Source organism: Actinoplanes sp. NBRC 103695 (assembly GCF_030269485.1).
Lineage (GTDB): Bacteria > Actinomycetota > Actinomycetes > Mycobacteriales > Micromonosporaceae > Actinoplanes.
Genome location: NZ_BSTL01000017.1, coordinates 1 through 23,261, shown reverse-complemented (window position 1 = coordinate 23,261; position 23,261 = coordinate 1). Strand labels below are relative to the sequence as shown.

Annotated in this window: 14 protein-coding genes; 9 read left to right on the top strand and 5 right to left on the bottom strand. The window is 72.3% G+C overall.

Features of this window, described 5'->3' with window-relative positions:
* Positions 1 to 51: 51 nt before the first annotated feature.
* On the bottom strand, positions 52 to 609 hold the full coding sequence (locus QSK31_RS29005) for a hypothetical protein (RefSeq protein ID WP_285687635.1): 558 nt from the start codon (positions 607 to 609) through the stop codon (positions 52 to 54).
* A 105-nt stretch (positions 610 to 714) separates the two neighbouring features.
* Between QSK31_RS29005 and QSK31_RS29000 the strand changes: the two genes are divergently transcribed.
* The 8 genes from QSK31_RS29000 to QSK31_RS28965 all read left to right on the top strand — a co-directional run bounded on the left by QSK31_RS29000 (position 715) and on the right by QSK31_RS28965 (position 11,234).
* Complete coding sequence (locus QSK31_RS29000; RefSeq protein WP_285687634.1) at positions 715 to 1,404, top strand: response regulator; 690 nt, start codon at positions 715 to 717, stop codon at positions 1,402 to 1,404.
* The gene (locus tag QSK31_RS28995) at positions 1,401 to 3,134 is read left to right on the top strand and encodes a sensor histidine kinase (RefSeq protein ID WP_285687633.1); all 1,734 of its coding nucleotides are present in this window, start codon (positions 1,401 to 1,403) and stop codon (positions 3,132 to 3,134) included. The genes QSK31_RS29000 and QSK31_RS28995 overlap by 4 nt, the downstream gene beginning before the upstream one ends.
* Entirely contained in the window at positions 3,134 to 4,306 is a 1,173-nt protein-coding gene (locus QSK31_RS28990) for a class I SAM-dependent methyltransferase (protein ID WP_285687632.1), read from the top strand. Before QSK31_RS28995 ends, QSK31_RS28990 begins: the two co-directional genes overlap by 1 nt.
* Positions 4,307 to 4,357: 51 nt before the next feature.
* Positions 4,358 to 5,197, top strand: coding sequence for a CPBP family intramembrane glutamic endopeptidase (locus tag QSK31_RS28985; protein WP_285687631.1), 840 nt, complete (start codon positions 4,358 to 4,360; stop codon positions 5,195 to 5,197).
* On the top strand, positions 5,194 to 6,333 hold the full coding sequence (locus QSK31_RS28980) for a sensor histidine kinase (RefSeq protein WP_285687630.1): 1,140 nt from the start codon (positions 5,194 to 5,196) through the stop codon (positions 6,331 to 6,333). Before QSK31_RS28985 ends, QSK31_RS28980 begins: the two co-directional genes overlap by 4 nt.
* Positions 6,330 to 6,986 carry a response regulator gene (locus tag QSK31_RS28975; RefSeq protein WP_285687629.1) on the top strand — a complete coding sequence of 219 codons (657 nt, stop codon included), beginning with the start codon at positions 6,330 to 6,332 and terminating at the stop codon, positions 6,984 to 6,986. The genes QSK31_RS28980 and QSK31_RS28975 overlap by 4 nt, the downstream gene beginning before the upstream one ends.
* 142 nt (positions 6,987 to 7,128) lie before the next feature.
* Complete coding sequence (locus QSK31_RS28970; protein ID WP_285687628.1) at positions 7,129 to 7,992, top strand: DMT family transporter; 864 nt, start codon at positions 7,129 to 7,131, stop codon at positions 7,990 to 7,992.
* A 68-nt stretch (positions 7,993 to 8,060) separates the two neighbouring features.
* Positions 8,061 to 11,234 carry a LamG-like jellyroll fold domain-containing protein gene (locus QSK31_RS28965; protein WP_285687627.1) on the top strand — a complete coding sequence of 1,058 codons (3,174 nt, stop codon included), beginning with the start codon at positions 8,061 to 8,063 and terminating at the stop codon, positions 11,232 to 11,234.
* Here QSK31_RS28965 and QSK31_RS28960 read toward each other — a convergent pair.
* The 4 genes from QSK31_RS28960 to QSK31_RS28945 all read right to left on the bottom strand — a co-directional run bounded on the left by QSK31_RS28960 (position 11,231) and on the right by QSK31_RS28945 (position 20,331).
* Positions 11,231 to 13,063 (bottom strand): serine/threonine protein kinase, encoded by a 1,833-nt coding sequence (locus QSK31_RS28960; RefSeq protein WP_285687626.1) that lies wholly within the window; start codon positions 13,061 to 13,063, stop codon positions 11,231 to 11,233. The two genes, QSK31_RS28965 and QSK31_RS28960, sit on opposite strands and share 4 nt — an antisense overlap.
* Before the next feature lie 782 nt (positions 13,064 to 13,845).
* A complete protein-coding gene (locus tag QSK31_RS28955) occupies positions 13,846 to 15,261 on the bottom strand; it encodes a M1 family metallopeptidase (protein ID WP_285687624.1) in 1,416 nt (471 codons plus the stop codon).
* Positions 15,207 to 19,109 (bottom strand): Pls/PosA family non-ribosomal peptide synthetase, encoded by a 3,903-nt coding sequence (locus QSK31_RS28950; protein ID WP_502873027.1) that lies wholly within the window; start codon positions 19,107 to 19,109, stop codon positions 15,207 to 15,209. Before QSK31_RS28950 ends, QSK31_RS28955 begins: the two co-directional genes overlap by 55 nt.
* Before the next feature lie 169 nt (positions 19,110 to 19,278).
* A complete protein-coding gene (locus QSK31_RS28945; protein ID WP_285687622.1) occupies positions 19,279 to 20,331 on the bottom strand; it encodes a PQQ-dependent sugar dehydrogenase in 1,053 nt (350 codons plus the stop codon).
* A 171-nt stretch (positions 20,332 to 20,502) separates the two neighbouring features.
* Between QSK31_RS28945 and QSK31_RS28940 the strand changes: the two genes are divergently transcribed.
* The gene (locus tag QSK31_RS28940) at positions 20,503 to 23,052 is read left to right on the top strand and encodes a glycosyl hydrolase (RefSeq protein ID WP_285687620.1); all 2,550 of its coding nucleotides are present in this window, start codon (positions 20,503 to 20,505) and stop codon (positions 23,050 to 23,052) included.
* Positions 23,053 to 23,261 lie beyond the last annotated feature (209 nt).

The following is a 23,261-nucleotide window of genomic DNA, read 5'->3' as shown; positions in this document are numbered from 1 at the left end:
CTCGGCGCCTTCTTGACCGATGGCAGTCTCCCTACCCCCGCGATCGGGGTCCTAACCCTTGCCGAAGGCCTTGTCCTGGCACTCGTCGACCTTCTTCATCTGGTTCTCCGGCGGCAGGCTCTCGAAGGCCAGGAAGCCGTCGCTCTCCCAGGCGTCGATGCCGTGCGAGCGGATGCAGGTCACCCAGTCGCGCAGCTTGTCGGCGTACAGCGGGTCCATCCGTTTGGCCCGCTCCCAGACCTGCTCGGGCTCCTTGCCGACGCACGCCTTCTCGGCCTTGCGGTACTTGGCCTCGAGGCCCGGGTCGGCGGGGGCTGCCTTCGGCGCCCCGCCCGCTGCGCCGGTCCCCTTGCGGCCGGGGACGCCGTTCTTCTCCAGACATGACTGGTACGCGTCGTACATGCGCTGCTCCTCCTCGTCGGAGGTGTCGGTGCGCACCAGGGGACGTTCCTCCGGCGGCGCCGGGGAGGCGCTCGGCTGCGGAGGCTTCACGCTCACCAGGGTCGCGACGTCGTCGCCGTCGCCCTTGTCGTCGTCGGCGGCGCCGCATCCGGTCAGCAGGGCGCCGAGGACGACGGCCAGGACCGCGCCGGTGATGCGTGCGTTCATCGTGGGTTCCTTCCGGGGATGGCCTGCCGACGAGAATGCTGGGTGATCTACAGGAACTTGTCGGGACGGCCGGTTCCTCGTGACCGGCGTCCTATAGTCGGCGCCGTGCCCGCACACGTACTCATCGCCGAGGACGACCGCAAGCATGCCGAGGTCCTGCGTCGCTATCTGGAGTCGGCCGGTTACCGCACGACGATCACGCACGACGGGCCGACCGCGCTCGACCGTACCCGCAGGCTGGGCCCGGACCTGCTGCTGCTCGACGTGATGATGCCCGGGATGGACGGGCTCGACCTGTGCGAGGTGCTGCGCCGGGAGTCGGCCGTCCCGGTCCTGATGCTGACCGCGCGGGCCGGCGAGGACGACCTGCTGCGCGGCCTCGAGCGCGGCGCCGACGACTACCTGACCAAGCCGTACCGGCCGCGTGAGCTGCTCGCCCGCATCCAGGCGCTGCTGCGGCGCTTCGAGCGCGCTCAGCGACCGGCCGACCGGGACGTGCTGCGGGTCGGGCCGATCACGGCCGACCTGCCCCGCCGCCTCGTGTCGGTCGGCGATCTGCCGATCGAGTGCACGCCCGACGAGTTCGCGATCGTGGTGGCGATGATGCGGCAGCCCGAGCGCGTCTTCAGTCGGGCGGTGCTCCTGCAGGAGACCAGCGGATACGACCGGGACTCGGTGGAACGGACCATCGACACCCACGTCTCCAACCTGCGCCGCAAGATCGAGCCGAACCCGCGCCGGCCGGTCCACCTGCTCACGGTGTACGGCGTCGGCTACAAGCTGGTCGCCGGATGACCCGCCCCCGGACGCGGGCCGTGCCGGTGCGCCGCAGCCTGCTCGTCCGCCTGCTGGCCACCTCGCTGCTGATCGCGGTCTGCGCGATCGCCGCCACGGCCTGGCTGACCATGCAGCTCACCAAGCAGGCGGTCACCCAGGAACAGAGCCGCACGCTGTCCGCGGACACCGACATCTACGACGCCCTGATCGAGTACGCCGCCACCCACGAGACCTGGGACGGCGCCCAGGCCAAGGTCGCCCGGCTGGCCGAGCTGACCGGCACCAGGATCGCCCTGACCAGCCCGGACCGCCGGCCGATCGCCGGGTCGCCGGACGGCGCGCTGGACGCCGCCCTGGTGTCCGACGTGCCCACCGCGACCGTCGACCCGCTGTTCCTGGACCCGGGCATCGCCCGCAACACCGGCGGCCGGATCGACGCGCGGGCGGTCGGCCCGTACCGGCTGACCGAGGACGAGCGCCGCTCGCTGCGCCGGGACGCCCTGGCCTACGTGACGTGCCTGCGGGGCGAGGAGGTCGCGGCGGAAATCGTGGACACGCCGAGCGGCCGTCCGGTCGTCCGCCGGATCAGCGCCACGCCGTACGTCCCGACCACGTGTGACCGGCTCGACCGCGGCGGCGCCCCGGCCGCGTCGGAGAAGAAACCCCTCGCCGAGCTGAACCGCCTCGTGCAGCGGTGTGCCGGCCAGGCGTACGCGCTCACCCCCCTGTTCGAGATCCGGTACCTGGACGCGCCCGACGACGACAGCGAGCAGGAGGCCGACCGGTGCGTCAGCGACAGCCGGCGTGCGCAGCTGCGGCCGTACGTCGCGCCGCCGGCCCTGCTCTTCGTCACCGGCCGGACCGCGCCCGCACCCTCGGTCGACCTGTCGCCGGTCAACCAGCTGCGGATCGCCGGCACCACCGGCATCGTGCTCGTGCTGGCGGTCATCGCGACCGTCGTGGTCGGCCGCCGCCTGGTCCGCCCGCTGCGGCTGCTGACCGAGGCCGCCCGCCAGCCCGTCGACCGGCAGGGGGCGGTGCCGGTCACCACCCGCGACGAGATCGGCCACCTGGCCACGGCGTTCAACGACCTCTCGGACCGCCGCGCCGACCTCGAACGGCAGCGCCAGGCCATGGTCAACGACATCGCGCACGAGCTGCGTACCCCGCTGACCACCATCCGGACCTGGCTGGAGTCCGCCCGCGACGGCGACCTCGACCTGGACGCCGAGGTCGTCGACCTGCTCGTGGAGGAGTCGATCCTGCTCCATCACGTGGTCGACGACCTGCGCGACCTCGCCGCGGCCGACGCGGGCAGCCTGCGCGTGCACCGCGAGGAGACCTACGTCCGGGACCTGCTCCTGGGCCGGCCCGGTGTGCGGGTTCTCGCGGACCCCGATCTGATGGCGTACGTCGATCCGGTGCGTCTGCGCCAGATGGTCGGCAACCTGGTCTCCAACGCCCTGCGCCACACCCCGCCGGACGGCCTGGTGACGATTCACGCCGAGGTCACCGGCGACCGCCTGATCATCACGGTCGCCGACACCGGGACCGGTATCTCGCCCGAGGACCTGCCCCGGGTCTTCGACCGGTTCTGGCGTGCGGACAGCTCGCGCAGCCGGGCCACCGGCGGCAGCGGGCTGGGCCTGTCGATCGCCCGCCAGCTCGCCCGGGCCCACGGCGGCGACATCACGGCCACGAGCGTTCCCGGCGACGGCGCCACCTTCCGCGTCGACCTGCCCGCCTGATGCGCACCGCGCTGGCCGGGTTGCTCTTCCGGCTGCTCACGCGGCGGATACGGTTGCGCGTCGCGTACCCACGGAAGAGCGTGACCGGCGCGCCCGGACCGACCCTGGTGGTGCGGCGGCCACGCGAGCTGTACCGGCGGCTGGGCGCGGCCGGGGAGATCGGGTTCGGCGAGGCCTACCAGGCCGGCGACTGGGACAGCGACGACCTGCCCGGCGTGCTCACGGCCATCGCCACCGGGCTCGCCGGGATCGCGCCGCGGGTGCAGAAGCAGGTGTGGCGGCTGCGGCGGGTGCGGCCACCGCAAGCCGAGGAGGGCGCGCCCGGCGCCGCACGCAGCAACGCGGAACGGCACTACGACCTGTCCAACGAGATGTTCGCGTCGTTCCTGGACTCGTCCATGACGTACTCGTCGGCACTCTTCGAAGCCCGCGACGACGACCTGACCGCGGCGCAGCACCGCAAGATCGACCGGCTGCTGGACGTCACCGGGGTGGGTGCGGGCAGCCGGGTGCTGGAGATCGGCACCGGGTGGGGTGAGCTGGCCGTCCGGGCCGCGCGCCGGGGCGCTCACGTGGTCAGCGTGACGCTCGCCCCGCGGCAGCGTTCGCTGGCCCTGCAACGGATCGCGGCGGCGGGGGTCGCCGACCGGGTGGAGGTCCGGCTCTGCGACTACCGCGCGATCGAGGCGGTCCCCGGCGGCTTCGACGCGGTGGTCAGCGTCGAGATGATCGAGGCCGTCGGGTACGACTGGTGGCCCGCCTTCGCCGCGGCGGTGCTCGGCCACCTGCGGCCGGGCGGGCGCGCCGGCATCCAGATGATCACCACCGGCCATGACCGGATGCTCGCGACGATCGACACGTACACGTGGATCCAGAAGTACATCTTCCCCGGCGGTCTGATCCCGTCGGCCGAGGCGATCACGTCGGCGTTCACCGACGCCGGGGCGACCGTGGTGGAGCGCTTCGACTTCGGGTCGTGGCACTACGCCGAGACGCTTCGCCGCTGGCGTACCGCGGCAGCCTTTGATCGGACCTGGAACTACTACCTCGCCTTCTGTGAGGCTGGGTTCACCGCCGGTTACCTCGACGTGTGTCAGCTGGTCGTGTCCCCCGAGCGAGCTACAGACGAGTGTCCACCCCACGGTGACGTTTCGCGGCGCATAGATCCCTAGCGTTCTTTCCAGCCGCGGTGCTCCCGCCGCGGCCCTCGCGAAGGAGCAATCATGCGTTTCATCCTCCAGCTCGTGGCGGTCGCCGCGATCGCCTTCGCCGGCGGGCAGGCCGTCGCCGCGGTGCAGGGCAACGACTGGCTCACCCTGGCCGGCGGGCTGGTCGCCGCGGCGCTCGCCCTTCTGGTGTACGCCTGGATCGTCCGGCGTACCGAGAAGCGCGAGGTCACCGAACTCGCCCGGTCCGGCGCCGCCGGCGGCCTCACCCGGGGCGTGCTGATCGGCCTCGCGATGTTCGGCGCGGTCATCGCCAACATCTGGTTCCTCGGCGACTTCCACGTCGGCGGGATCGGCTCGGTGAGCGGCGCGGTCGGCATCCTCGGCTTCATGGCCGCCGCCGCGACGACCGAGGAACTGCTCTTCCGCGGCGTGCTGTTCCGCTGGATCGAGAAGCTGACCGGCACCTGGATCGCGCTGCTGGTCAGCGGCGTCGTGTTCGGCGGTGTCCACCTGCTCAACCCGGACGCCACACTGTGGGGCGCGACCGCGATCGCCATCGAGGCCGGTTTCATGCTCGCCACCTGCTACGCGGCCACCCGCAGCCTGTGGGTCACGATCGGCCTGCACTTCGGCTGGAACTTCGCCCTCGGCGGCATCTTCAGCGCGGTGGTCTCCGGCAACGGCGACTCGAAGGGCCTGCTCGACACCACCCTGACCGGACCGGACCTGATCACCGGCGGCTCGTTCGGGCCCGAGGGCAGCGTCTACACGGTGGCCGCCGGCGTCATCCTGACGGTCGTCTTCCTCTGGCTGGCGGCCCGCCGCGGGAACATCGTGGCCCCGCGCGGCCGCCGCACGCGGGTGTCCCCGGCGACCGTTACAGTCTCCCGGTGATCAACCCCCGGAGCCTCCCGGACCGGTGGCGTCGCCTCGACGTCACGGTCCGGGACCTCCCCCTTGGTCTGGCGTTCGCGACCATGTCGCTGATCCCGGCGCTGCGCAACCGCGGCACCCAGCTCGGCGACCTGCCGGGCCGGCCGTTCGACACGCTGACGATCCTGGTGCTCGCGCTGGAGTGCCTGCCGCTGGCGATCCGCCGCCGGTGGCCCGCCCTCGGTCTCGCCCTGGTGAGCGCCGGTTTCATCGTCGACCAGCTGCGCGGGTACCACCTGGTCGCCGGGGCCGCCCTGCCGATCGCGCTGATGAGCGCCGGCGCCCACCTCGACCGGTACCGCTGGGCCACCGTCGGCGTCCTGTCCGCGGCGTACGTGCCGCTGGCGATCGCGCTGTACCGGGACGGGTCGACCGAGGGCCTGGCCGGGTTCATCACCTTCTACGCGGCGCTGGCCCTCGCCTGGGGTGTGGGGGCTTGGCTGCGGCAGACCCGGATCGCCGAGGCGGAACGCCGCCGGCACGTCGCCGAGTCCACCGCGCTCGCCGAACGCACCCGGATCGCCCGCGAGCTGCACGACGTGGTCACCCACCACGTGACGGCGATGGTCGTGCAGGTCGAGTCGGCGCGCTACCTGACCGCCGCGCCGGAGCGCCTGGACGACACGCTGGGCGGGGTCGCGGAGACCGGCCGGCGGGCCATCAGCGACCTGCGGCAGATGCTCGACCTGCTCAACCCCGACCACGGGACAGGCCCTGCCGTCGCGGAGCTGAGCGAGCTGGTGGAGCAGACCCGCCGGGCCGGCCAGCCGGTGGAGTTCACCGAACAGGGCAGCCCGCAGCCCGGCGAGTCCGAGGTCGCGGCGTACCGGGTGGTGCAGGAGGCGCTGACCAACGCGCTCAAGTACGACCACGGCGGCCGGACGGCGGTCCACGTGCGGCACGACATCAGAGAGGTCACGGTGGAGATCACCACGGACGGGTCCGGCACGAGCGCGTCGTCTCCCGGCGGCAGCGGGCGCGGGCTCACCGGCCTGCGCGAACGCGTCGGTGTGCTCGGCGGCGAGCTGAGCGCGGGCCCGCGACCCGAGGGCGGCTTCGTCGTCCGGGCCAGCATCCCCGCGGCGGGCCGGTCGTGACCGCGCAGATCCGGGTGCTGGTCTGCGACGACCAGGCCCTGATCCGGACCGGTTTCGCCACGATCATCGACGCCCAGCCGGACATGGAGATCGTCGGCGAATGCGGCGACGGGCAGGCCGCCGTCGATCTGGCCGCCCGGCTCAACCCCGACGTCGTGGTGATGGACGTCCGGATGCCGATCCTGGACGGCATCAAGGCGACCCGGCTGCTGGCCGGCGCCGGGATCGCCCAGCCGGTCAAGGTACTGGTCGTGACCACGTTCAACCTCGACGAGTACGTGTACGAGGCGCTGCGCGCCGGCGCCAGCGGCTTCCTGCTCAAGGACGCTCCCCCGGCGCAGCTGCTGCACGGCATCCGCACGGTCGCGACCGGCGCGGCGCTGCTCGCCCCCGAGGTGACCCGCAAGCTGGTCGGCCAGTACGCCGCCCGGATCCGCCCCGAGGGAGGCGCGGGCGAGGTGCCGCTGGCCCCGCGCGAGCTCGAGGTGCTGCGCCTGATCGCCGAGGGCTTCTCCAACAGCGAGATCGCCGCCGAGCTGGTGATCAGCCAGGAGACGGTCAAGACGTACGTCTCCCGCATCCTCACCAAGCTCGACCTCCGCGACCGCGTCCAGGCCGTCGTCTACGCCTATAGGCGTGGCATCGTCGTCTGACGGTCCGATAGATTCGGCCCGTGCCGACGTTCCGGGGAATTCTGCCCCCGCCGCGCTCCTGACGGAGCGCGGCCACCCTATCTGCGCCCTCGCTCCGTAGCCGCTGTCCCTGACGGCTTCTCTCCACCGGAGCGGGTTCACCATGTCCTCCTTTCCCATCGCTGTCGCCGGCGTGCTCTGGGGCACGACCGGCATCGTCGTCCAGCTGATCCGCGAGTCCACCGGCCTCAGCCCGGTCGCCATCGGCTTCTACCGCCTGGCCATCGCGGCCGCCGCTCTGCTGCTCGTCATGCGCCCCGCGTTCTCGGTGCTGCGGACGCGGTGGCGGCCGTTGCTCGTGATCGGCGTCGGCCTCGGCGCCTACCAGGCGTTGTACTTCGTCGCCGTCGTGTGGGGCGGCGTCACCGTCGCCACGGTCGTCAGCCTCGGTCTGGCGCCGGTCCTCATCGCGGGGTGGGAGGCCGTCCGTTCTCGACGCCGGCCTTCCCGCGCGTCACTCGTCAGCATCGCTGCCGCGATCGCGGGTCTGGCGCTGATCTGCGGCTCTCCCGGCGCGGCGCCGCGTCCCCTGCTCGGCCTGCTGGCCGCTCTGGCTTCAGGCCTCGGGTACGCGATCACGACGGTGATCGGCCGCACGGCCGGCGAGCGGGTCGAGCCGCTGACGCTGGCCACCGTGTCCACGACGGTCGGCGCCGCGACCCTGCTGCCGTTGGCTCTCGCGAGCGGCGTCGCACTTCCCTTCCCGTCGGCCGCGGCCGGTCAGCTGGCCTATCTGGGCGTGGTCACCACCGCTGTCGCGTACGCGCTCTTCTATCTCGGCCTGCGCAGCACCGCGGGCAGCGCAGCCGTGATCGTGACGCTGCTGGAGCCACTCACCGCGGCGGTACTGGCCGTCGCGGTGCTGGGCGAGCAGATCTCCCTGCCGGTGGCGGCAGGTGGATTTCTGCTGCTCAGCGCGGTGGTGATCGCCTCGACGAGCCCGCGGCGGTTCGGCCGAGCTGACTGAGGATCGAAAATGTAAGTTGATGTTCCCTTCTGTTGACATCGCACATGCACGGCAGTCAATGTAGGCGAATGCCACCGAACCGCCTCCGCACGTTGCTTCTCGCCGTCCTTCTCGCACTGTCCTCACTGGTCGTTCCCGGCACCCCCGCGGCCTCGGCCGCGGCCGCGCCCGTGCACGGGCTCAAGGGTGAGTACTTCCGGATGTCGCAACCGGGCGCCCGGGACTTCGCCGAGCTCGGCGGGGTCCTGCTGGACGCGAACATCGAACTGCCCGGCCTGGTCGCCGCCTTCCAGTCGATGACCGGCCGCGGCGAGCACGTCACCGGGCGCTGGACCGGGCGGATCACCGCGCCCGTCACCGGCGACTACACCTTCTACCAGCGCGGCGACGACGGCTTCCGGTTCTTCGTCGACGAGCAGCCGGTGATCGACTACTGGCAGGTGTCGCGCGGCACCGAGATCACCAGCCGGCCGCTCCGGCTGGAGGCGGGCGTCCCGCACGACGTGCGGGTGGAGATGTTCCAGGACGGCGGCGGCGCGGATCTGTTCCTGAGCTGGTCGGGCCCGGGCATCGCGCGGCAGATCGTGCCGGAGACGGCGTTCACGGTGCCGGACGGCTTCCAGGACTACCCGGCCGAGGTCACCGTCCAGCCGAACGGCCGCAAGCTCGTGATCGACTTCGAGGAGACGGTCACCGAGGTCGGGCAGGCCGCGTCCCACCTGGTCGTCGAGGCGGACACGACACCCTTGCAGATCACCTCGGTCGTTGCCGACCGGGACCGGTTGGTGGTCACTCTGGGTGCGCCCGTTCAGAAGAGTCAGCGGGTACGCGTCAACTACGACGGCGACGGCGGACTGCGGTCGGGTGCTGAGCTCGTACCCCTGATCTCCCGGATCGCGACCAACACCTCGACCCACCGCCTGACCACCCGCTGGGGTGACGCCGTCGACCGGGCGCATCCGCTGCCGGAATATCCCCGCCCCCAGCTGGTGCGTCAGCGCTGGCTGAACCTGAACGGGCCGTGGGAGTTCGCCGGCGCGACCGAGGGTGAGCAGCCGGTGTTCGGCCGGGCGTTGCCCGAGCGGATCACCGTGCCGTTCCCGGTGGAGTCGCTGCTGTCCGGCATCGAGCGCCGCGAGCAGCACATGTTCTACCGCAAGCTGGTCACCGTGCCGCGCGGCTGGCAGGTCGGCAGTGGACGGCGGCTGAAGCTGAACTTCGGCGCCGTCGACCACCATGCGCGCGTCTACGTGAACGGCACGCTGGTCACCGAGCACTTCGGCGGCTACACGGCGTTCACCGCGGACATCACCGACGCGCTGCGGGGCTCCGGGCCGCAGGAGATCGTGGTCGCGGTCACCGACACGACCGGGCAGGACCAGCCGATCGGCAAGCAGTCGCTGAACCCGGGCGGCATCGTCTACACGCCCACCTCGGGCATCTGGCAGACGGTGTGGCTGGAGCCGGTCGACGCCGTGGCCATCGACGAGCTGGTCACCACGCCGGACCTCGAGTCACTCACCGTGCAGGCGAAGACCTCGGGGGCCGCGACGGTCACCGCCACCGCCTACGACAAGGCCGGCAAGAAGGTCGGATCGGTCACCGGCGCGGCGAACACCGCGCTGCGCCTGCCGATCCGCGACCCGAAGCTGTGGAGCCCCGACGACCCGTACCTCTACGACCTGAAGGTCAAGCTGGACACCGGCGATGCCGTGGACAGCTACTTCGGACTGCGTACGGTCGAGGTGAAGAAGGTCGGCGGTTTCCCCAAGCTGGTGCTGAACGGTGCGCCGATCTTCTCGCTCGCCACGCTGGACCAGGGCTTCTGGCCGGAAGGGCTGTACACCGCGCCCAGCGACGAGGCGTTGCGCTGGGACGTCGAGGCGACCAAGGAGCTCGGCTTCAACGCCATCCGCAAGCACATCAAGGTGGAGCCGGCCCGCTGGTACCGGCACGCCGACGAGCTGGGCGTACTCGTCTGGCAGGACTTCGTGAGCGCAACCATCCGGACCACCGCCGGGCAGCAGGCCTGGCGCACCGAGGCGGACCGGACGATGCGGCAGGTGCACAACTCACCCGCCGTGATCGGCTGGGTGGTCTTCAACGAGGGCTGGGGCGAGTGGGACCGCACCGAGACCGGCCGGATCGCCGAGCAGGTCAAGGCCGCCGACCCGTCCCGCATCGTCAACGCGCACAGCGGCGTGAACTGCTGCGACTCCAAGGGTGACTCGGGCAAGGGCGACGTGATCGACCATCACGACTACCTGAACGAGACGCCGCCCTACCCGGACGCCACCCGGATCGCGATGGACGGCGAGCACGGCGGCTTCACGCTGCGTACGCCGGGCCACATGTGGCCGGGGCCGCCCGCGAACATCTACAGCGGCGTGGCGGACAAGGCGGCGCTGACCGCCAAGTACGTCGACAACACCGAGCGCTTCTACCTGGAGGCGGCGGGCGCCGAGCTGTCCGGATCGGTCTACACCCAGATCACCGACCTGGAGACCGAGCTCAACGGACTGTGGACCTACGACCGGCGGCAGATCAAGGTCAATGCGGCTCCGGTACGCGCGATCAACCGCAAAGTGATCAAGGCGGGCACGTCCCCGGCCGCCCGCACCTATCCGGGCCGTGGCGACTGGGCGCTGGACGAGGGTCAGGGCACGACCGCCGAGGACAGCAGCGGCAACGGCGGCGACCTGACGTTCAGTGGCGGCCCGCGCTGGGTGCCGGGCGTCTCCGGGACCGCGCTGGCCTTCGACGGCGACGACTCGGCGGATTCCGCGGCGCCGGTGGTCGACACCACGAAGGACTACTCGATCGCGGCCTGGGTGACCCTCGACGAGCTGCCCGGCAACTACGCCTCGGCGGTCAGTCAGGACGGCCGGGTCACCGAGAGCCCGTTCTACCTGCAGTACGGGCAGGGCGCGTTCGCCTTCAGCACGCCGGGCGGCAACCGCGCGCGGGCGCCGATGACGCCCGCCCTGGACAGGTGGTACCACCTGGTCGGGGTCCGCGAGCACGCCACCGGGCAGGTGCGGCTCTTCGTCGACGGCGCGCTGGCCGGCACCGCCGCGGCCGGGCCTGACGTGGTGAGCACCGGGCCGCTCGCGGTGGGCCGGGCCAAATACGCCGGCAACCGCACCGACTACTGGTCCGGCTCCATCGATCAGGTGCATGCGTACGACCGGGCGCTCACCGATGCGGAGGTGGCGGCCCTGTACAGCGCCGAGAAGCCCTAGCTGGCCCGGACGTCCAGGTTCGCGAAGCTGACGTCCGCCGCGCCCTTCTGGTCCGACGTGGCAACGCCGAGAAGCACCCGTCCCGAGGTGATCTCGGCGTTGCCCGACCCGGCACGCAGGACGTCGCTGCCGTCGACCGCCACCGACACGCTCTGCCCGGTCACCGTCACGGAAAGCTTGTGTTTGGTGCCCGGCTGCAGCGCGGCCGACTGCTCGCGCCCGGTGGTGGTGACGATCGCCCCGTCGACGATCTCCATCACGAAGCGGTCCGGGCAGGCGCTCAGCAGGTAGCTGGCGTCCGGCTTGTACCGGAACCACATCTGCGCGCACGAGTTGCCGGTGCCGAGGGTGACGTCGGCGTGGATCGCCAGGTCGCCGGCGAACGTGTCGGCCGGGCCGAGGCATTGGAAGGAGACCCGGCCGGATGCCCGCCCGTGCAGCCCGCCCTGCTCGTAGCGGCAGCTGCCGGACTCGGTGGCGCTCTCCTTGAACCGGCCCGGCTGGGTGAGCGGATCGAACAGGGACGGGCCCTGGAAGCTCAGCGTGTTCGCCGACGCGGAGGGCGGGGCCGGCGCCGGGGCGGCCGCGGGCTCCTCGGCGTTGGTCCGCGCGTTGGCCACGGTCGCGATCGCCACGGTGGCCACCAGCATCGCGGCGGCGGCGTAGACGACGTTGCGGATCACGGCCCTGGAGAAGCGCGGCTTCTCCGGCGGTGTCAGCGGTGGCGCCGGCGGTTCCGGAAGCTTCTGCGGCGCCTGGCTCACCAGTTGTTCGAGCAGGTCACGGGCGCCGAACCGGTTGGCGGCGGAGTGCCGCGGCCCCGACGGGTGCGGCCCCGACGGGTGGGGGCCCGACGAGTGCGGCCCCGACGCCTGCTGCGGGGCCGACGCGCTGCCCACGGCCGGCTGCCGGGGCACCTCGGCGATCAGCTGTTCCAGCAGGTCACGGGCCCCGAACCGGCTGGCGCCGGCGGCCGGGCGGGCGGCCGGGACGAGGGGCGCGGCCTGCGGCGACGGGACGGCGATCAGGTGCTGGACGAGCTCGCCCGCGGTCGGTCGGTCGGTCGGGTTCTTGGACAGCGCCCGCCGGACCAGGCCGTCGAGCGACTTGGGTAAGCCGGTCAGGTCGGGCTCGGCGGTGAGGATCCGGCCCGCCGTGGCCATCGGCGAGTCGCCCTTGAACGGGCTGCGGCCGGTCCCCGCGTACGTGACGACGGCGCCCCAGGCGAAGATGTCGGCCGCCGGGGTGATCTCCCCGACCGTCGGGTCCAGCCGCTCCGGGGCCATGTAGGCCACGGTGCCGATCATCTGGTCGGTCCGGGTGTGCCGGCTGGTCACCTCGAGCGCCCGGGCGATGCCGAAGTCGATCACCTTGGGCAGGCCCAGCGAGAGCAGCACGTTCGTCGGTTTCAGGTCGCGGTGGATGACCCCCGCGCCGTGGATCGCGGCGAGCGCCGCCGCCACCCCGACGGCCACGCTGTGCAGGTCACCGGCGGGCACCGGGCCGCGCTCGGTCACCACGTCCTGCAGGCTGGGACCGTCCACGTACTCCACGACCAGGTACGGGACCTCGCTGTCGGGGTCCGCGTCGATCACGGCGGCGGTGCAGAACGACGGCACCTGCCGGACCCGGGCGACCTCGCTGCGGAAGCGGGCCCGGAACTCCTCGCGGTCGGCGTACTCGGCGCGCACGGTCTTGACCGCGACCGACCGACCCGCGGTGTCGCGACCGAGATAGACCACGCCCATGCCGCCCTCGCCGAGGCGGGCGAGCAGCTGAAAGTCACCTAGCCGTCGGGGATCTTCGGGCCGGAGGGGCTTACTGCCCATTGGTAGCGCTCCCACTCCTGTTCAGGCGAGTCCCGACGCGGTGGGACAGTACACGCTCACGGAACACCCGCGGCAAGAACGTGCCCCACAGCACAGGCAGCAAAAGTACAGAAGTGAGTCCCATATTCCACATACGCGAGACGTACTCGGAAGTAACAGTCCACTGTGTATCCGGAACCGCCTCGACCTACCACTGCTCGCGCCTCGACCTACCACTGCTCGCGGCTCGACCTACCACCGCTCGCGCTCGACCTACCACCGCTCGCGCTCGACCTACCACCGCTCGCGCTCGACTTACCACTGCTCGCGGTGAGTGGTAGGTCCGGACGGTGTTCCGGCCCGCTGCAACGCGCCTGGCTACCACTACCGCAGACAGTGGTAGCTCAGCGCGGCATTCGAGCCCAGATACCGCCAGGTCCTACCACTCGCGCCCGCTCCTACCACTCGCGCACGCTCCTACCATTCCGCGCCCGCTCCTACCATTCCGCGCACAGCGAACGGCCGCGCACAGCGAACGGCCGCGCACAGCGAACGGCCGCGAGCGGCGGCAGCGCGGGCGAGTGGGCAGCGCGGGCGCCTGGCAACCCGGGCCGGCCCTCACCCGACGGCAAGCGGCCGCACCTACCGCGAGCAGGCACCCCGGCCAGCAGGCACCCCGGCCAACAGGCACCCCAGCCAACAGGCACCCCAGCCAGCAGGCACCCCGGCGGCCCGGCGGCCCGACCCGCGCCCACGCCGGCCGCAAGCCGCCGCACCCACCGCCGGCGGATACCCCCGGGCGGTCAGCGCGGCAACGGAGGCAGCGCTGCCCTGTCGAGCCAAGCCGTGAACAGGCCGTCGAGCGGCTCGGTCGCGAACCTCTGGGCGTGCGCCCGGAACTGGGCCGTGGTCACGGTCCCGTGCTGGTGCTCGGCCACCCAGGACCGCAGCATCGCGAAGAACGGCTCGTCGCCGGCCGCCACCCGCAGGGCGTGCAACGTGAGCGCCCCGCGTTTGTAGACCAGCGGGTCGAACATCCGCGCGACACCGGGGTCGGCCACGGTGATGCCCGACGGACGGACCGCGAGCTCGGCGTACCACCGGGCCGCGTGGGCGCCCTCCGGCAGGCCGCCGCTCGCGCCGGACCACAACCATTCCGCGTACGTGGCGAAGCCCTCGTTGAGCCAGATGTGCCGCCAGTCTGCGACCGTCAGGCTGTTGCCGAACCACTGGTGGGCCAGCTCGTGGGCGACCAGACGCTCGTGGGTGCGCCGCCCGTCGACGTGGTTGCGCCCGAACACGGCCATGCCCTGCGCCTCGACCGGGTCGTCTAGGTCGTCGTCGGTGACCACCACGACGTACTCGCTGAAGGGGTAGGGCCCGAAGAACCGCTGCATCGTGGCCATGATCTCGCCGTGCCGGCCGAAGTCGTGGGCGAACCGCTGCCGGAGCCGGGGCGGGACGGCCGCCCGCTGGCGCACGCCGTCGCGAGCGAGGCCGGTCAGCTCGTACCGCCCGATCTGCACGCTCATCAGGTAGGGGGCGGTCGGCTCGGGACGGTCGTACACCCAGGTGGTGGTGCCGGCGCCCCGGCTCCGGGAGACGAGGTCGCCGGTCACGACGACGGCGTACGCCGACGCCGCGGTGAGGGTCACCCGGAAGGCGGCCTTGTCGCCGGGCCGGTCGTTGCACGGGAACCACGACGGCGCGCCGATCGGCTGGCTGGCGACGAGCACGCCGTCGGTGAGCTCGTCCCAGCCGATGTCGCCCCAGCGGCCGGGGATCGGCGCCGGTTTGCCGCCGTACCGGATCTCCACGACGAAGTGGTCGACGACCGCGAGCGCCGGCGTGATCCTGAGCTTGCCGGGCCGCTGGCTGAACCGCGCCGGACGGCCGCCGACCCGGACGTCCTGCACCCGCAGCCGGCCGAGGTCGAGGGTGAACCGCGACAGCGGCTGGTCGGCCCGTGCCGTGATGACCGCCCGGCCGGCCAGCCGGTTGGACACGATCCGGTAGTCGAGCGTCAGGTCGTAGTGCAGGACCTGGTAGCCGCCGTTGCCGTGCTCGGGCAGGTACGGATCATCGGAACGCTCGGCGCCGGGTATCGGACCGCCCTGCCTCGGCGCGTGAGGCCCCGAAGCACGAGGTCCCGGCGCGCGCGGGGTCATGCCCGGCGCGGGGCCGTCGCCGGCCAGGTCGCGATCGGGTTGCCGAGCCACCGGCTGTCCTCGGGCACGGCGTCGCCCCGGGTCACCAGCGAGCCCGGTCCCACCGTGGTCCGCGCGCCGATGCTCGCGCCGGGCAGCACGATGCCGTGCGGTCCGAGCGTCGCGCCGCCGGCCAACGTCACCTCATCCATGCTCATGATCCGATCATGGAACAGGTGGGTCTGCACGACACACCCCCGGTTGACGGTGGCGCCGTCGCCCAGCCGGACGAGGTCGTACTCCGGCAGCCAGTAGGTCTCCAGCCAGACACCCCGGCCGATCCGCGCGCCGAGGGTCCGCAGCCACGCGGTGAGCAGCGGCGTGCCGGTGGCGAAGCGGACCAGCCACGGCGCGGCGAGCACCTCGACGAATGTGTCGGCGAGCTCGTTGCGCCAGACGAACGAGGTCCACAGCGCGCGGTCGGCGACCCGGAAACGGCCGACCAGCAGCCACTTGGCCGCCGACGCGAGCAGGGCGGCGCCGATCGCCGCGGCGAGCAGCACCGGTCCGGCGGCGAGGGCGGCCGCCCAGGCGCCGGCGGTCTGCCAGACGAGCACGAGCGCGGCGAGGACCAGCACGGCCAGCGCGGCGGCGCACATCACCGGGACGACGCGGCACAGCTCGATCACCGCGCGGGCCACCTTGAGCCGGGCCGGCGGGTCGAAGGTGCGGCTGGTGTCGGCGGCCTCGGCGGTGCGGCGCAGCGGCATCGGGGGCGCGCCCAGCCAGGACGAGCCCTTCTTGGCCTTGTGGGGCGCCGACGAGAGCACCCCGACGAGGCCGCGCTTGGGCACCGACCGGCCCGGCGCGGCCATCCCGGAGTTGCCGAGGAAGGCCTGCTTGCCGATCCGCGCGGGGCCGACGTGCAGCCAGCCGTTGTGCAGCTCGTACGTGCCGACCATGGTGTCGTCGGCCAGGAACGCGCCGTCGTCGACGGTGGTCATCGCCGGGAGCGCGAGCACCGTGGACGCTTCCACGCCACGGCCGACCCGGGCGCCGAGCAGCCGCAGCCAGACCGGTGTGAAGAGGCTGGCGTACATCGGGAAGAGCGCGACCCGGGCCATGCCCATCAGCCGCTCGGTCGTCCACACCTGCCATGCGATCCGGCCGTGCATCCGGTGGTGCCCGGCCCGCATGCCGGTGGCGAGCAGCCGGACGGCGACCAGCACGAGCAGGGCGTACGCGGTCAGGTAGGCGACCGCGGCGAGGGGCGCCACGGTCAGGGCCGCGGTGACGGCCGGGGTGTGCGCCAGCGTCCAGCCGAGCAGGGCCAGGGCCGGGAGGGCGGCCAGCACGGGCACCAGGCCCAGCAGGTGCGCCGTCACGCCGTACGCGGCGACCCAGAACCGCGACCGCGGGGGACGCGAAGCCGGCCAGGCGACCTGGTCCTTGGCGACGGGAACGGCGGGTGAGCCGCCCCAGCGCTGGCCGGCCGGCACCGGTCCGGTGACGGTGGAGCCGGCGGCGATCCGGGCGCCTTTGCCGATCCGCACGCCGGGCATCAGGGTGCTGCGGGAGCCGACGTGCGCGCCGGCGCCGACGCGCACCTTGCCGATCCGCACGAGGTCGCCGTCGACCCAGTGGCCGGAGAGGTCGACTTCGGGCTCGATCGCGGCGCCGCGGCCCAGCTTCAGCATGCCGGTGACCGGCGGCGCGGAGTGCAGGTCGACGTCCGGGCCGATCTGCGCGCCGAGCGCCTTCGCGTACGTGATCATCCAGGCCGCCCCGGCCACGCTGGTCACGCCGGACAGTTCGGCGAGCCGTTCCGCCGCCCACAGTCGCAGGTGGACACTGCCGCCGCGGGGGTAGTCGCCCGGGCGTACGCCGCGCAGCAGCAACCGCGCGCCACCGGCCGCCACCGCGATCCGCCCGGCGGGGCTGAACAGCAGCAGCCAGCCCGCCGCGATCCACCACCAGGACACCGCCGGGGCCCACGGCGCGGGGTCGGTCAGGGCGAGCAGATCGTCCGACGCGGCGAGGACGTTGCCCAGGGTGGCGAGCACGACCAGCCAGCGCAGCCCGACCAGGGCCGCCATCGGCACCGTCAGCAGCGCCTGGATGAAGCCGGTGCGGCGGGGCGTCGGCCGGATGTCACGGCGGACCGCGGCCGGGCCGTCGAGCGTGTCGAGCACCGCCGCGAGCTGCGACAGCCGCGGGTGCTGGTAGATGTCGGCCACCGAGACCTGCGGGTGCCGGCGCCGGATCCACGCGACGAGCTGCGCGGCGTTCAGGCTGCCGCCGCCGTTGGTGAAGAAGTCGGCGTCGGCTTCGCCCGGGCGTACGCCGAGAATCGACTCCCAGCCGCCGGCAAGCCACTCCTCGGTCGCGCTGAGAGCGCCGGTCTCGGCCGTCGCCTTCAGCGGCCAGGGCAGGGCGGCCCGGTCGACCTTTCCTGAGGTACGGGTGGGCAGCGCGTCGACCACCGCGAGCAGCGGGACCAGGGCGGCCGGGAGCTGATCGCGGATCCGCAGCGACGCCGCCTCGACGTCGAAGCCGGTCGCGTCGTGGGGCACCAGGTAACCCACCAGAAGCTGGTTGCCGGCGGCCGTCCGCTTGACGGCGGCCGCCGCACCGGCGACGCCGGGCAGGGCCTGCAGCGCGGCGTCGACCTCGCCCAGTTCGATCCGGCGCCCGCCGAGCTTCACCTGCTCGTCGCCGCGGCCCAGGAACAGCAGCCCGTCGGGCTCGGCGCGGACGATGTCCCCGCTGCGGTAGGCGCGCTGCCAGCCCAGCGCGGGCAGCGGCGCGAACTTCTCGGCGTCCTTGCCGGCGTCGAGGTAGCGCGCCAGGCCGACGCCGCCGATGACGAGCTCGCCGGTCCGGCCCATCTCGACCGGCTCGCCGGCCGGGTCGACGACCGCGAGGTCCCAGCCGGCCAGCGGCAGCCCGATGCGCACCGGCCCGTCGCCGGTCAGCCGGGCGGCGCAGGCGACGACGGTCGCCTCGGTCGGCCCGTACGTGTTCCAGACCTCACGGCCCTCGACGGCCAGCCGTTCCGCCAGCTCGGGCGGGCAGGCCTCGCCGCCGAAGATCAGCAGCCGGACGTCGTCGAGCGCCTCGGCCGGCCACAGCGCGGCCAGCGTCGGGACGGTGGAGACGACGGTGATCCGCTGCTCGGCGAGCCACGGGCCGAGGTCGACGCCGCTGCGCACCAGCGACCGTGCGGCGGGCACCAGGCAGGCGCCGTGCCGCCAGGCGAGCCACATCTCCTCGCAGGAGGCGTCGAACGCCACCGACAGCCCGGCCAGCACCCGGTCGTGCGGTCCGATCGCCTCGGCCGGGTCGTCGGCCAGGAAGAGCTGCGCCTCGGCGTCGACGAACGCGGCGGCCGCGGCGTGGGTGACCGCGACGCCCTTGGGGGTGCCGGTGGAGCCGGAGGTGAAGATGATCCAGGCGTCGTCCTCCGGGCCGGGCCGGCCGGGCCAGCCCAGGGGCGTGCGCCGTGGCGACATGGCCAGGCCGTCGCCGAGCACCGCGCAGACGCCCGCCTCGCCGAAGACGAGTTCGGCGCGCTCCTCGGGGTCGTCGGCGTCGACCGGCACGTACGCCGCGCCGGCCGCCAGGACGCCGAGGATCGCCACGTAGAGCTCGGCCGTGCCGGAGGAGACCCGGATGCCGACCCGGTCGCCGACCCCGATCCCGTGTCCCGCGAGCATCTTGCGCACCGCGTCCACCTCGGCGGCCAGCTCGCGGTAGGTGTACGCGGTCGCGCCGGCATCGATCGCCAGGGCGCCGCCGTGGTCGCGCACGGCCGCGCCGAAGACGTCGACGAGGGTGCGGCGGAACGGCGCGGAAGGGGAACGGAAAACCGCCGGATCCACCGGGGTGGCCGGGATCTCGGGCAGCTCGATCAGGCGCATGTCACTAGTCACAGTCACCGGGCGCGCACCACTAACACCTCACGGGTCGTCGTTACCAGGCGTGCGGCCTACGGACCCGCCCTGGGCAGCGTCCAACACTACGCGGGGTGAACGTGAAATGACGTCGGTGTGGCGGATTCGTGGCTACCGCCACACCGACGTCGTGCTGTCACAGAGCCGGGAAACGCACCACCCGATCGTCGGTCGCGACCGGGCTGCCGCGGCCGTCACGGTTGCTCGTGGCGATCCACAGCGATCCGTCCGGCGCGGTCTCGACCGTACGGATGCGGCCGTACTGGCCCTGCAGGAGCGCGACCGGCGTGCCCGCGCCACCGGCGCCGTCCAGCGGGACCGACCAGAGGCGCGTGCCGCGCAGCGCGGCGACGTAGAGGGTGTCGCCGTCGATCGTGGCGCCGCTGGGCGACGCCTCGGCGGTGGTCCAGGTGACGATCGGGTCGTGGAAGCGCGGGTCGTTCGCGCGGCCCTCGACCGTCGGCCAGCCGTAGTTGTCGCCGGGCACGATCTGGTTGACCTCGTCCCAGGTGTTCTGGCCGAGTTCCGCGACGTAGAGCCGGCCCTCGGCGTCCCAGGCCAGGCCCTGCACGTTGCGATGGCCCAGGCTGTAGACCAGCGAGCCGGGGAACGGGTTGCCGGTCTCCGGGACGCCGCCCTCCGGGGTCATCCGCAGGACCTTGCCGTTCAGGCTGTCGGGGTTCTGCGAGTTGGCGGTGTTGCTGGCGTCGCCGACACCGGCGTAGAGCATGCCGTCGGGGCCGAAGGCGATCCGCCCGCCGTCGTGGATCGAGGCCTTGGCCAGGCCGGTCAGGATCACCTCCTGCTGGGTCGGCGCGTCGAGGCGGAAGCGGGCGATCCGGTTGTCATTGGCGGCGGTGAAGTAGACGTACACGTAGCCGTCGTCGGCGAACGTCGGGGAGATCGCCAGACCCAGGAGCCCGGCCTCGCCGTTGGGGCGGACGCCGGCGATGGTGGCCACCACGGCCGGCGCGCTGCCGGGGCGCAGTTGCAGCACCCGCGCGCTGTTGCGTTCGGCGACCAGCGCGCTGCCGTCGGGCAGGAAGTCGAGGCCCCAGGGCACGGTCAGGTTGGTCGCGACCACCTCGGGAGCACCGAAGTCAGGTTCGGCGGCCGAGGCGGGGGCAGCGCCCCCGAGAGTGATGGACAACGCGGCCAGGGCGGTCCAGACGGCCAGCTTGCGGCGCATGCAACATACCTCCGAGTCGAATGTCTCCATTGACTCGGGTCAATTTACCCCAAGTATTCACAGTCGTCTTTGTTGCCGTTACTGTGAGAGCGCTCTCCAAGCCCCCGCTTTCCCCCATCGGAGGCACCATAAATGCATCCCCGTCCCCGTTTTCGTCCCCGAGTCCTGCCCTTGGCCACGGCGGCCCTGCTGGCCGTCGGCGCCGGACTCCTCGCCGTGACCGTCACCTCGACCGCCGAAGCGGCCACCGTCGGCGCCGGCAGCTACACCGAGACCCTGCCCGCCGGCCGCAGCCTGCCGACCGGCTGCGGCAACCTGTCCACCAACCCCCGCGAGTTCGTCACCGCCAACGCGCCCGCCGGAGCCGTACCCACCAACGACTGGTGGTCGTCGCTGCTGTTCAAGCGGGGCGACGACTGCAACTTCTCGCAGCCGCTGTTCGCCGGGCCGGCCTCCTACCGGCCGGGCACGGGCGGCCTCGGCCTCTCCTACCAGACCGACGCCGCGATCAGCGGCAGCGGGACCGGCGTGGGCGAGTACCACTACCCGTACGCCCAGCACATCGTCGTCGGGGTCGCCGGCCTGAACGCGCCACGGGCGCTGGTCGACGGCTGGAGCGACTGGACGGTGTCGCCGTACTGGAGTGACGGCGCCCGGACCCTGCGCGCCACGATCGGGCACGGGCTGCCGCTGTCGTACTACCGGGTCACCGGCGGCGACGCGCAGCTGTCCATCACCGGGCCGCCGACCGTGTGGCAGAACACCGGCGGCCGGATCGGCTTCTCGATCGGCGGGCACGACTACGTCGCGTACGGCCCGTCCGGCTCGGCCTGGACGCTGTCCGGCACCACGATCCGGTCGAACCTGACCGGCCAGGGCTATTTCTCGGTGGCGGTGCTGCCGACCCTGTCGAGCGCGGGCACGGCGGACAAGGTCGCCCTCGCGGACCAGTTCCAGCCGTACGCGCACAACCACGTGACCGGCACCCGGATGTCGTACTCGTACAACGCCGGCAACGGCACCGTGAGCACCACGTACGCCTTCACCACCCAGGCGATGAACGGGAGCGGCTCGGGCACGGTCGTCGCGCTCTACCCGCACCAGTGGCGATACCTGACCGGCGCGACGCCGCTGTCCCGCACGTACGTCTCACCCCGCGGCGCGATGAAGATCGTCCTGGGCACCCAGTTCCAGACGTCGATGCGGTACTCGGGCGTGCTGCCCGAACTGCCCGCGGCCGGCAACTCCAGCGGCGCCGATCTGACCCAGATCACCACGCTGCTGAACAACGAGCTCAACAACCCGGCCGATTTCCGCGGCGACGACACCTACTGGACCGGCAAGGGCCTGGGACGTGCGGCGCGGATCGCGGAGATCGCCGATCAGTTCAACCTCACTTCGGTACGCGACTCCGCGCTGAACGTCATCCGGACCCGGATCACCGACTGGTTCACCGCGTCGAACGGCAAGACGTCGCGGCTGTTCTACTACAACCGCCCGTGGGGCACGCTGATCGGCTACCCGGCCTCGTACGGGTCCGACCAGGAGCTCAACGACCACCACTTCCACTACGGCTACTTCGTGGCGGCCGCGGCGACGCTGGCCAAGTTCGACCCCACGTGGGCGTCCGGTTCCCGCTACGGCGGCATGGTGGACCTGCTGATCCGGGACGCCAACAACTACGACCGTTCCGACACCCGGTTCCCGTACCTGCGTGACTTCGACATCTACGAGGGCCACGACTGGGCGTCCGGGCACGGCGCGTTCGGCGCGGGCAACAACCAGGAGTCCTCGTCGGAGGGCCAGAACTTCTCGAACGCCCTGATCCAGTGGGGTCAGGCGACCGGCAACACCGCGATCCGCGACGCCGGCATCTGGCTGCACACCACGCAGGCGGCGGCGATCAACGAGTACTGGTTCGACGTGCGCAACGAGAACTTCCCGGCGAACTGGGGCCACAACTACACGGCGATCGCCTGGGGTTCCGGCGGCGCGTACGCCACCTGGTTCTCCGGCGAGCACGAGATGGTGGTCGGCATCAACATGCTGCCGATGACCGGCGGCCAGCTCTACCTGGGCGACTATCCGGCGGCGGTGCGCAACACGTACGCGGAGATGGTCCGCAACAAGGGCGCCGAGCCGGCCCTGTGGCGCGACATCCTGTGGCAGTACCTGGCGCTGGGCGATCCCGACGCGGCGCTGTCGAAGCTGCGGGCGGCCGGTTCGTACACGCCGGAGGAGGGCGAGAGCCGCGCCCACACCTTCCACTGGATCCGCAACCTGGCCGCGCTCGGCCAGGTCGAGCCGACGGTGGCCGCGAACCACCCGCTGGCGAAGGTGTTCAGCAAGAACGGCGCCAAGACCTACGTGGCGTCGAACATCACGAACACCGCCCTGACGGTCGCCTTCACCGACGGCCGTACCCTCGCGGTCCCGGCCGGCAAGACGGTGGCCAGTGGCGCGGTCAACTGGTCCGGCGGCAACGCCACCGGAGGCGGCACCACTCCCCCGCCGTCCGACCCGCCCCCGTCCGACCCGCCCCCGTCCGACCCGCCCCCGAGCGACCCGCCGCCTGGCGCCACTTCTTGGGCCCCGAACACGGCGTACGCGACCGGCGCACAGGTCACCTACAGCGGAGTGACCTACCGCTGCATCCAGGCGCACACCTCGCTGACCGGCTGGGAACCACCCAACGTCCCGGCCCTGTGGGGCCGCGTCTGACGCCGACAACACCTGATCAATCGACGGAGGTCAAGCGCGACGTTCAGTTCAACTACCGCAACTCTCGCCGGTGGGCGATGATGCTAGCCTCAGTCTTTCGCTTGGCCGTCGGCCCATAGCTATGATTCGATGAATGCGATTCGCGTGCTTTTAGCTGTTCTGTAGGCATGGTGAGGGCCCGGCGCTCGGCCGGGTTCCTCCGTGTTGCT

Excerpts from the sequence above, each read along its gene's own strand:
- QSK31_RS29005 (WP_285687635.1), bottom strand. The coding sequence starts at position 609 with ATGAACGCACGCATCACCGGCGCGGTCCTGGCCGTCGTCCTCGGCGCC.
- QSK31_RS28995 (WP_285687633.1), top strand. The coding sequence starts at position 1,401 with ATGACCCGCCCCCGGACGCGGGCCGTGCCGGTGCGCCGCAGCCTGCTC.
- QSK31_RS28990 (WP_285687632.1), top strand. The coding sequence starts at position 3,134 with ATGCGCACCGCGCTGGCCGGGTTGCTCTTCCGGCTGCTCACGCGGCGG.
- QSK31_RS28985 (WP_285687631.1), top strand. The coding sequence starts at position 4,358 with ATGCGTTTCATCCTCCAGCTCGTGGCGGTCGCCGCGATCGCCTTCGCC.
- QSK31_RS28970 (WP_285687628.1), top strand. The coding sequence starts at position 7,129 with ATGTCCTCCTTTCCCATCGCTGTCGCCGGCGTGCTCTGGGGCACGACC.
- QSK31_RS28965 (WP_285687627.1), top strand. The coding sequence starts at position 8,061 with ATGCCACCGAACCGCCTCCGCACGTTGCTTCTCGCCGTCCTTCTCGCA.
- QSK31_RS28960 (WP_285687626.1), bottom strand. The coding sequence starts at position 13,063 with ATGGGCAGTAAGCCCCTCCGGCCCGAAGATCCCCGACGGCTAGGTGAC.
- QSK31_RS28950 (WP_502873027.1), bottom strand. The coding sequence starts at position 19,109 with ATGCGCCTGATCGAGCTGCCCGAGATCCCGGCCACCCCGGTGGATCCG.
- QSK31_RS28945 (WP_285687622.1), bottom strand. The coding sequence starts at position 20,331 with ATGCGCCGCAAGCTGGCCGTCTGGACCGCCCTGGCCGCGTTGTCCATC.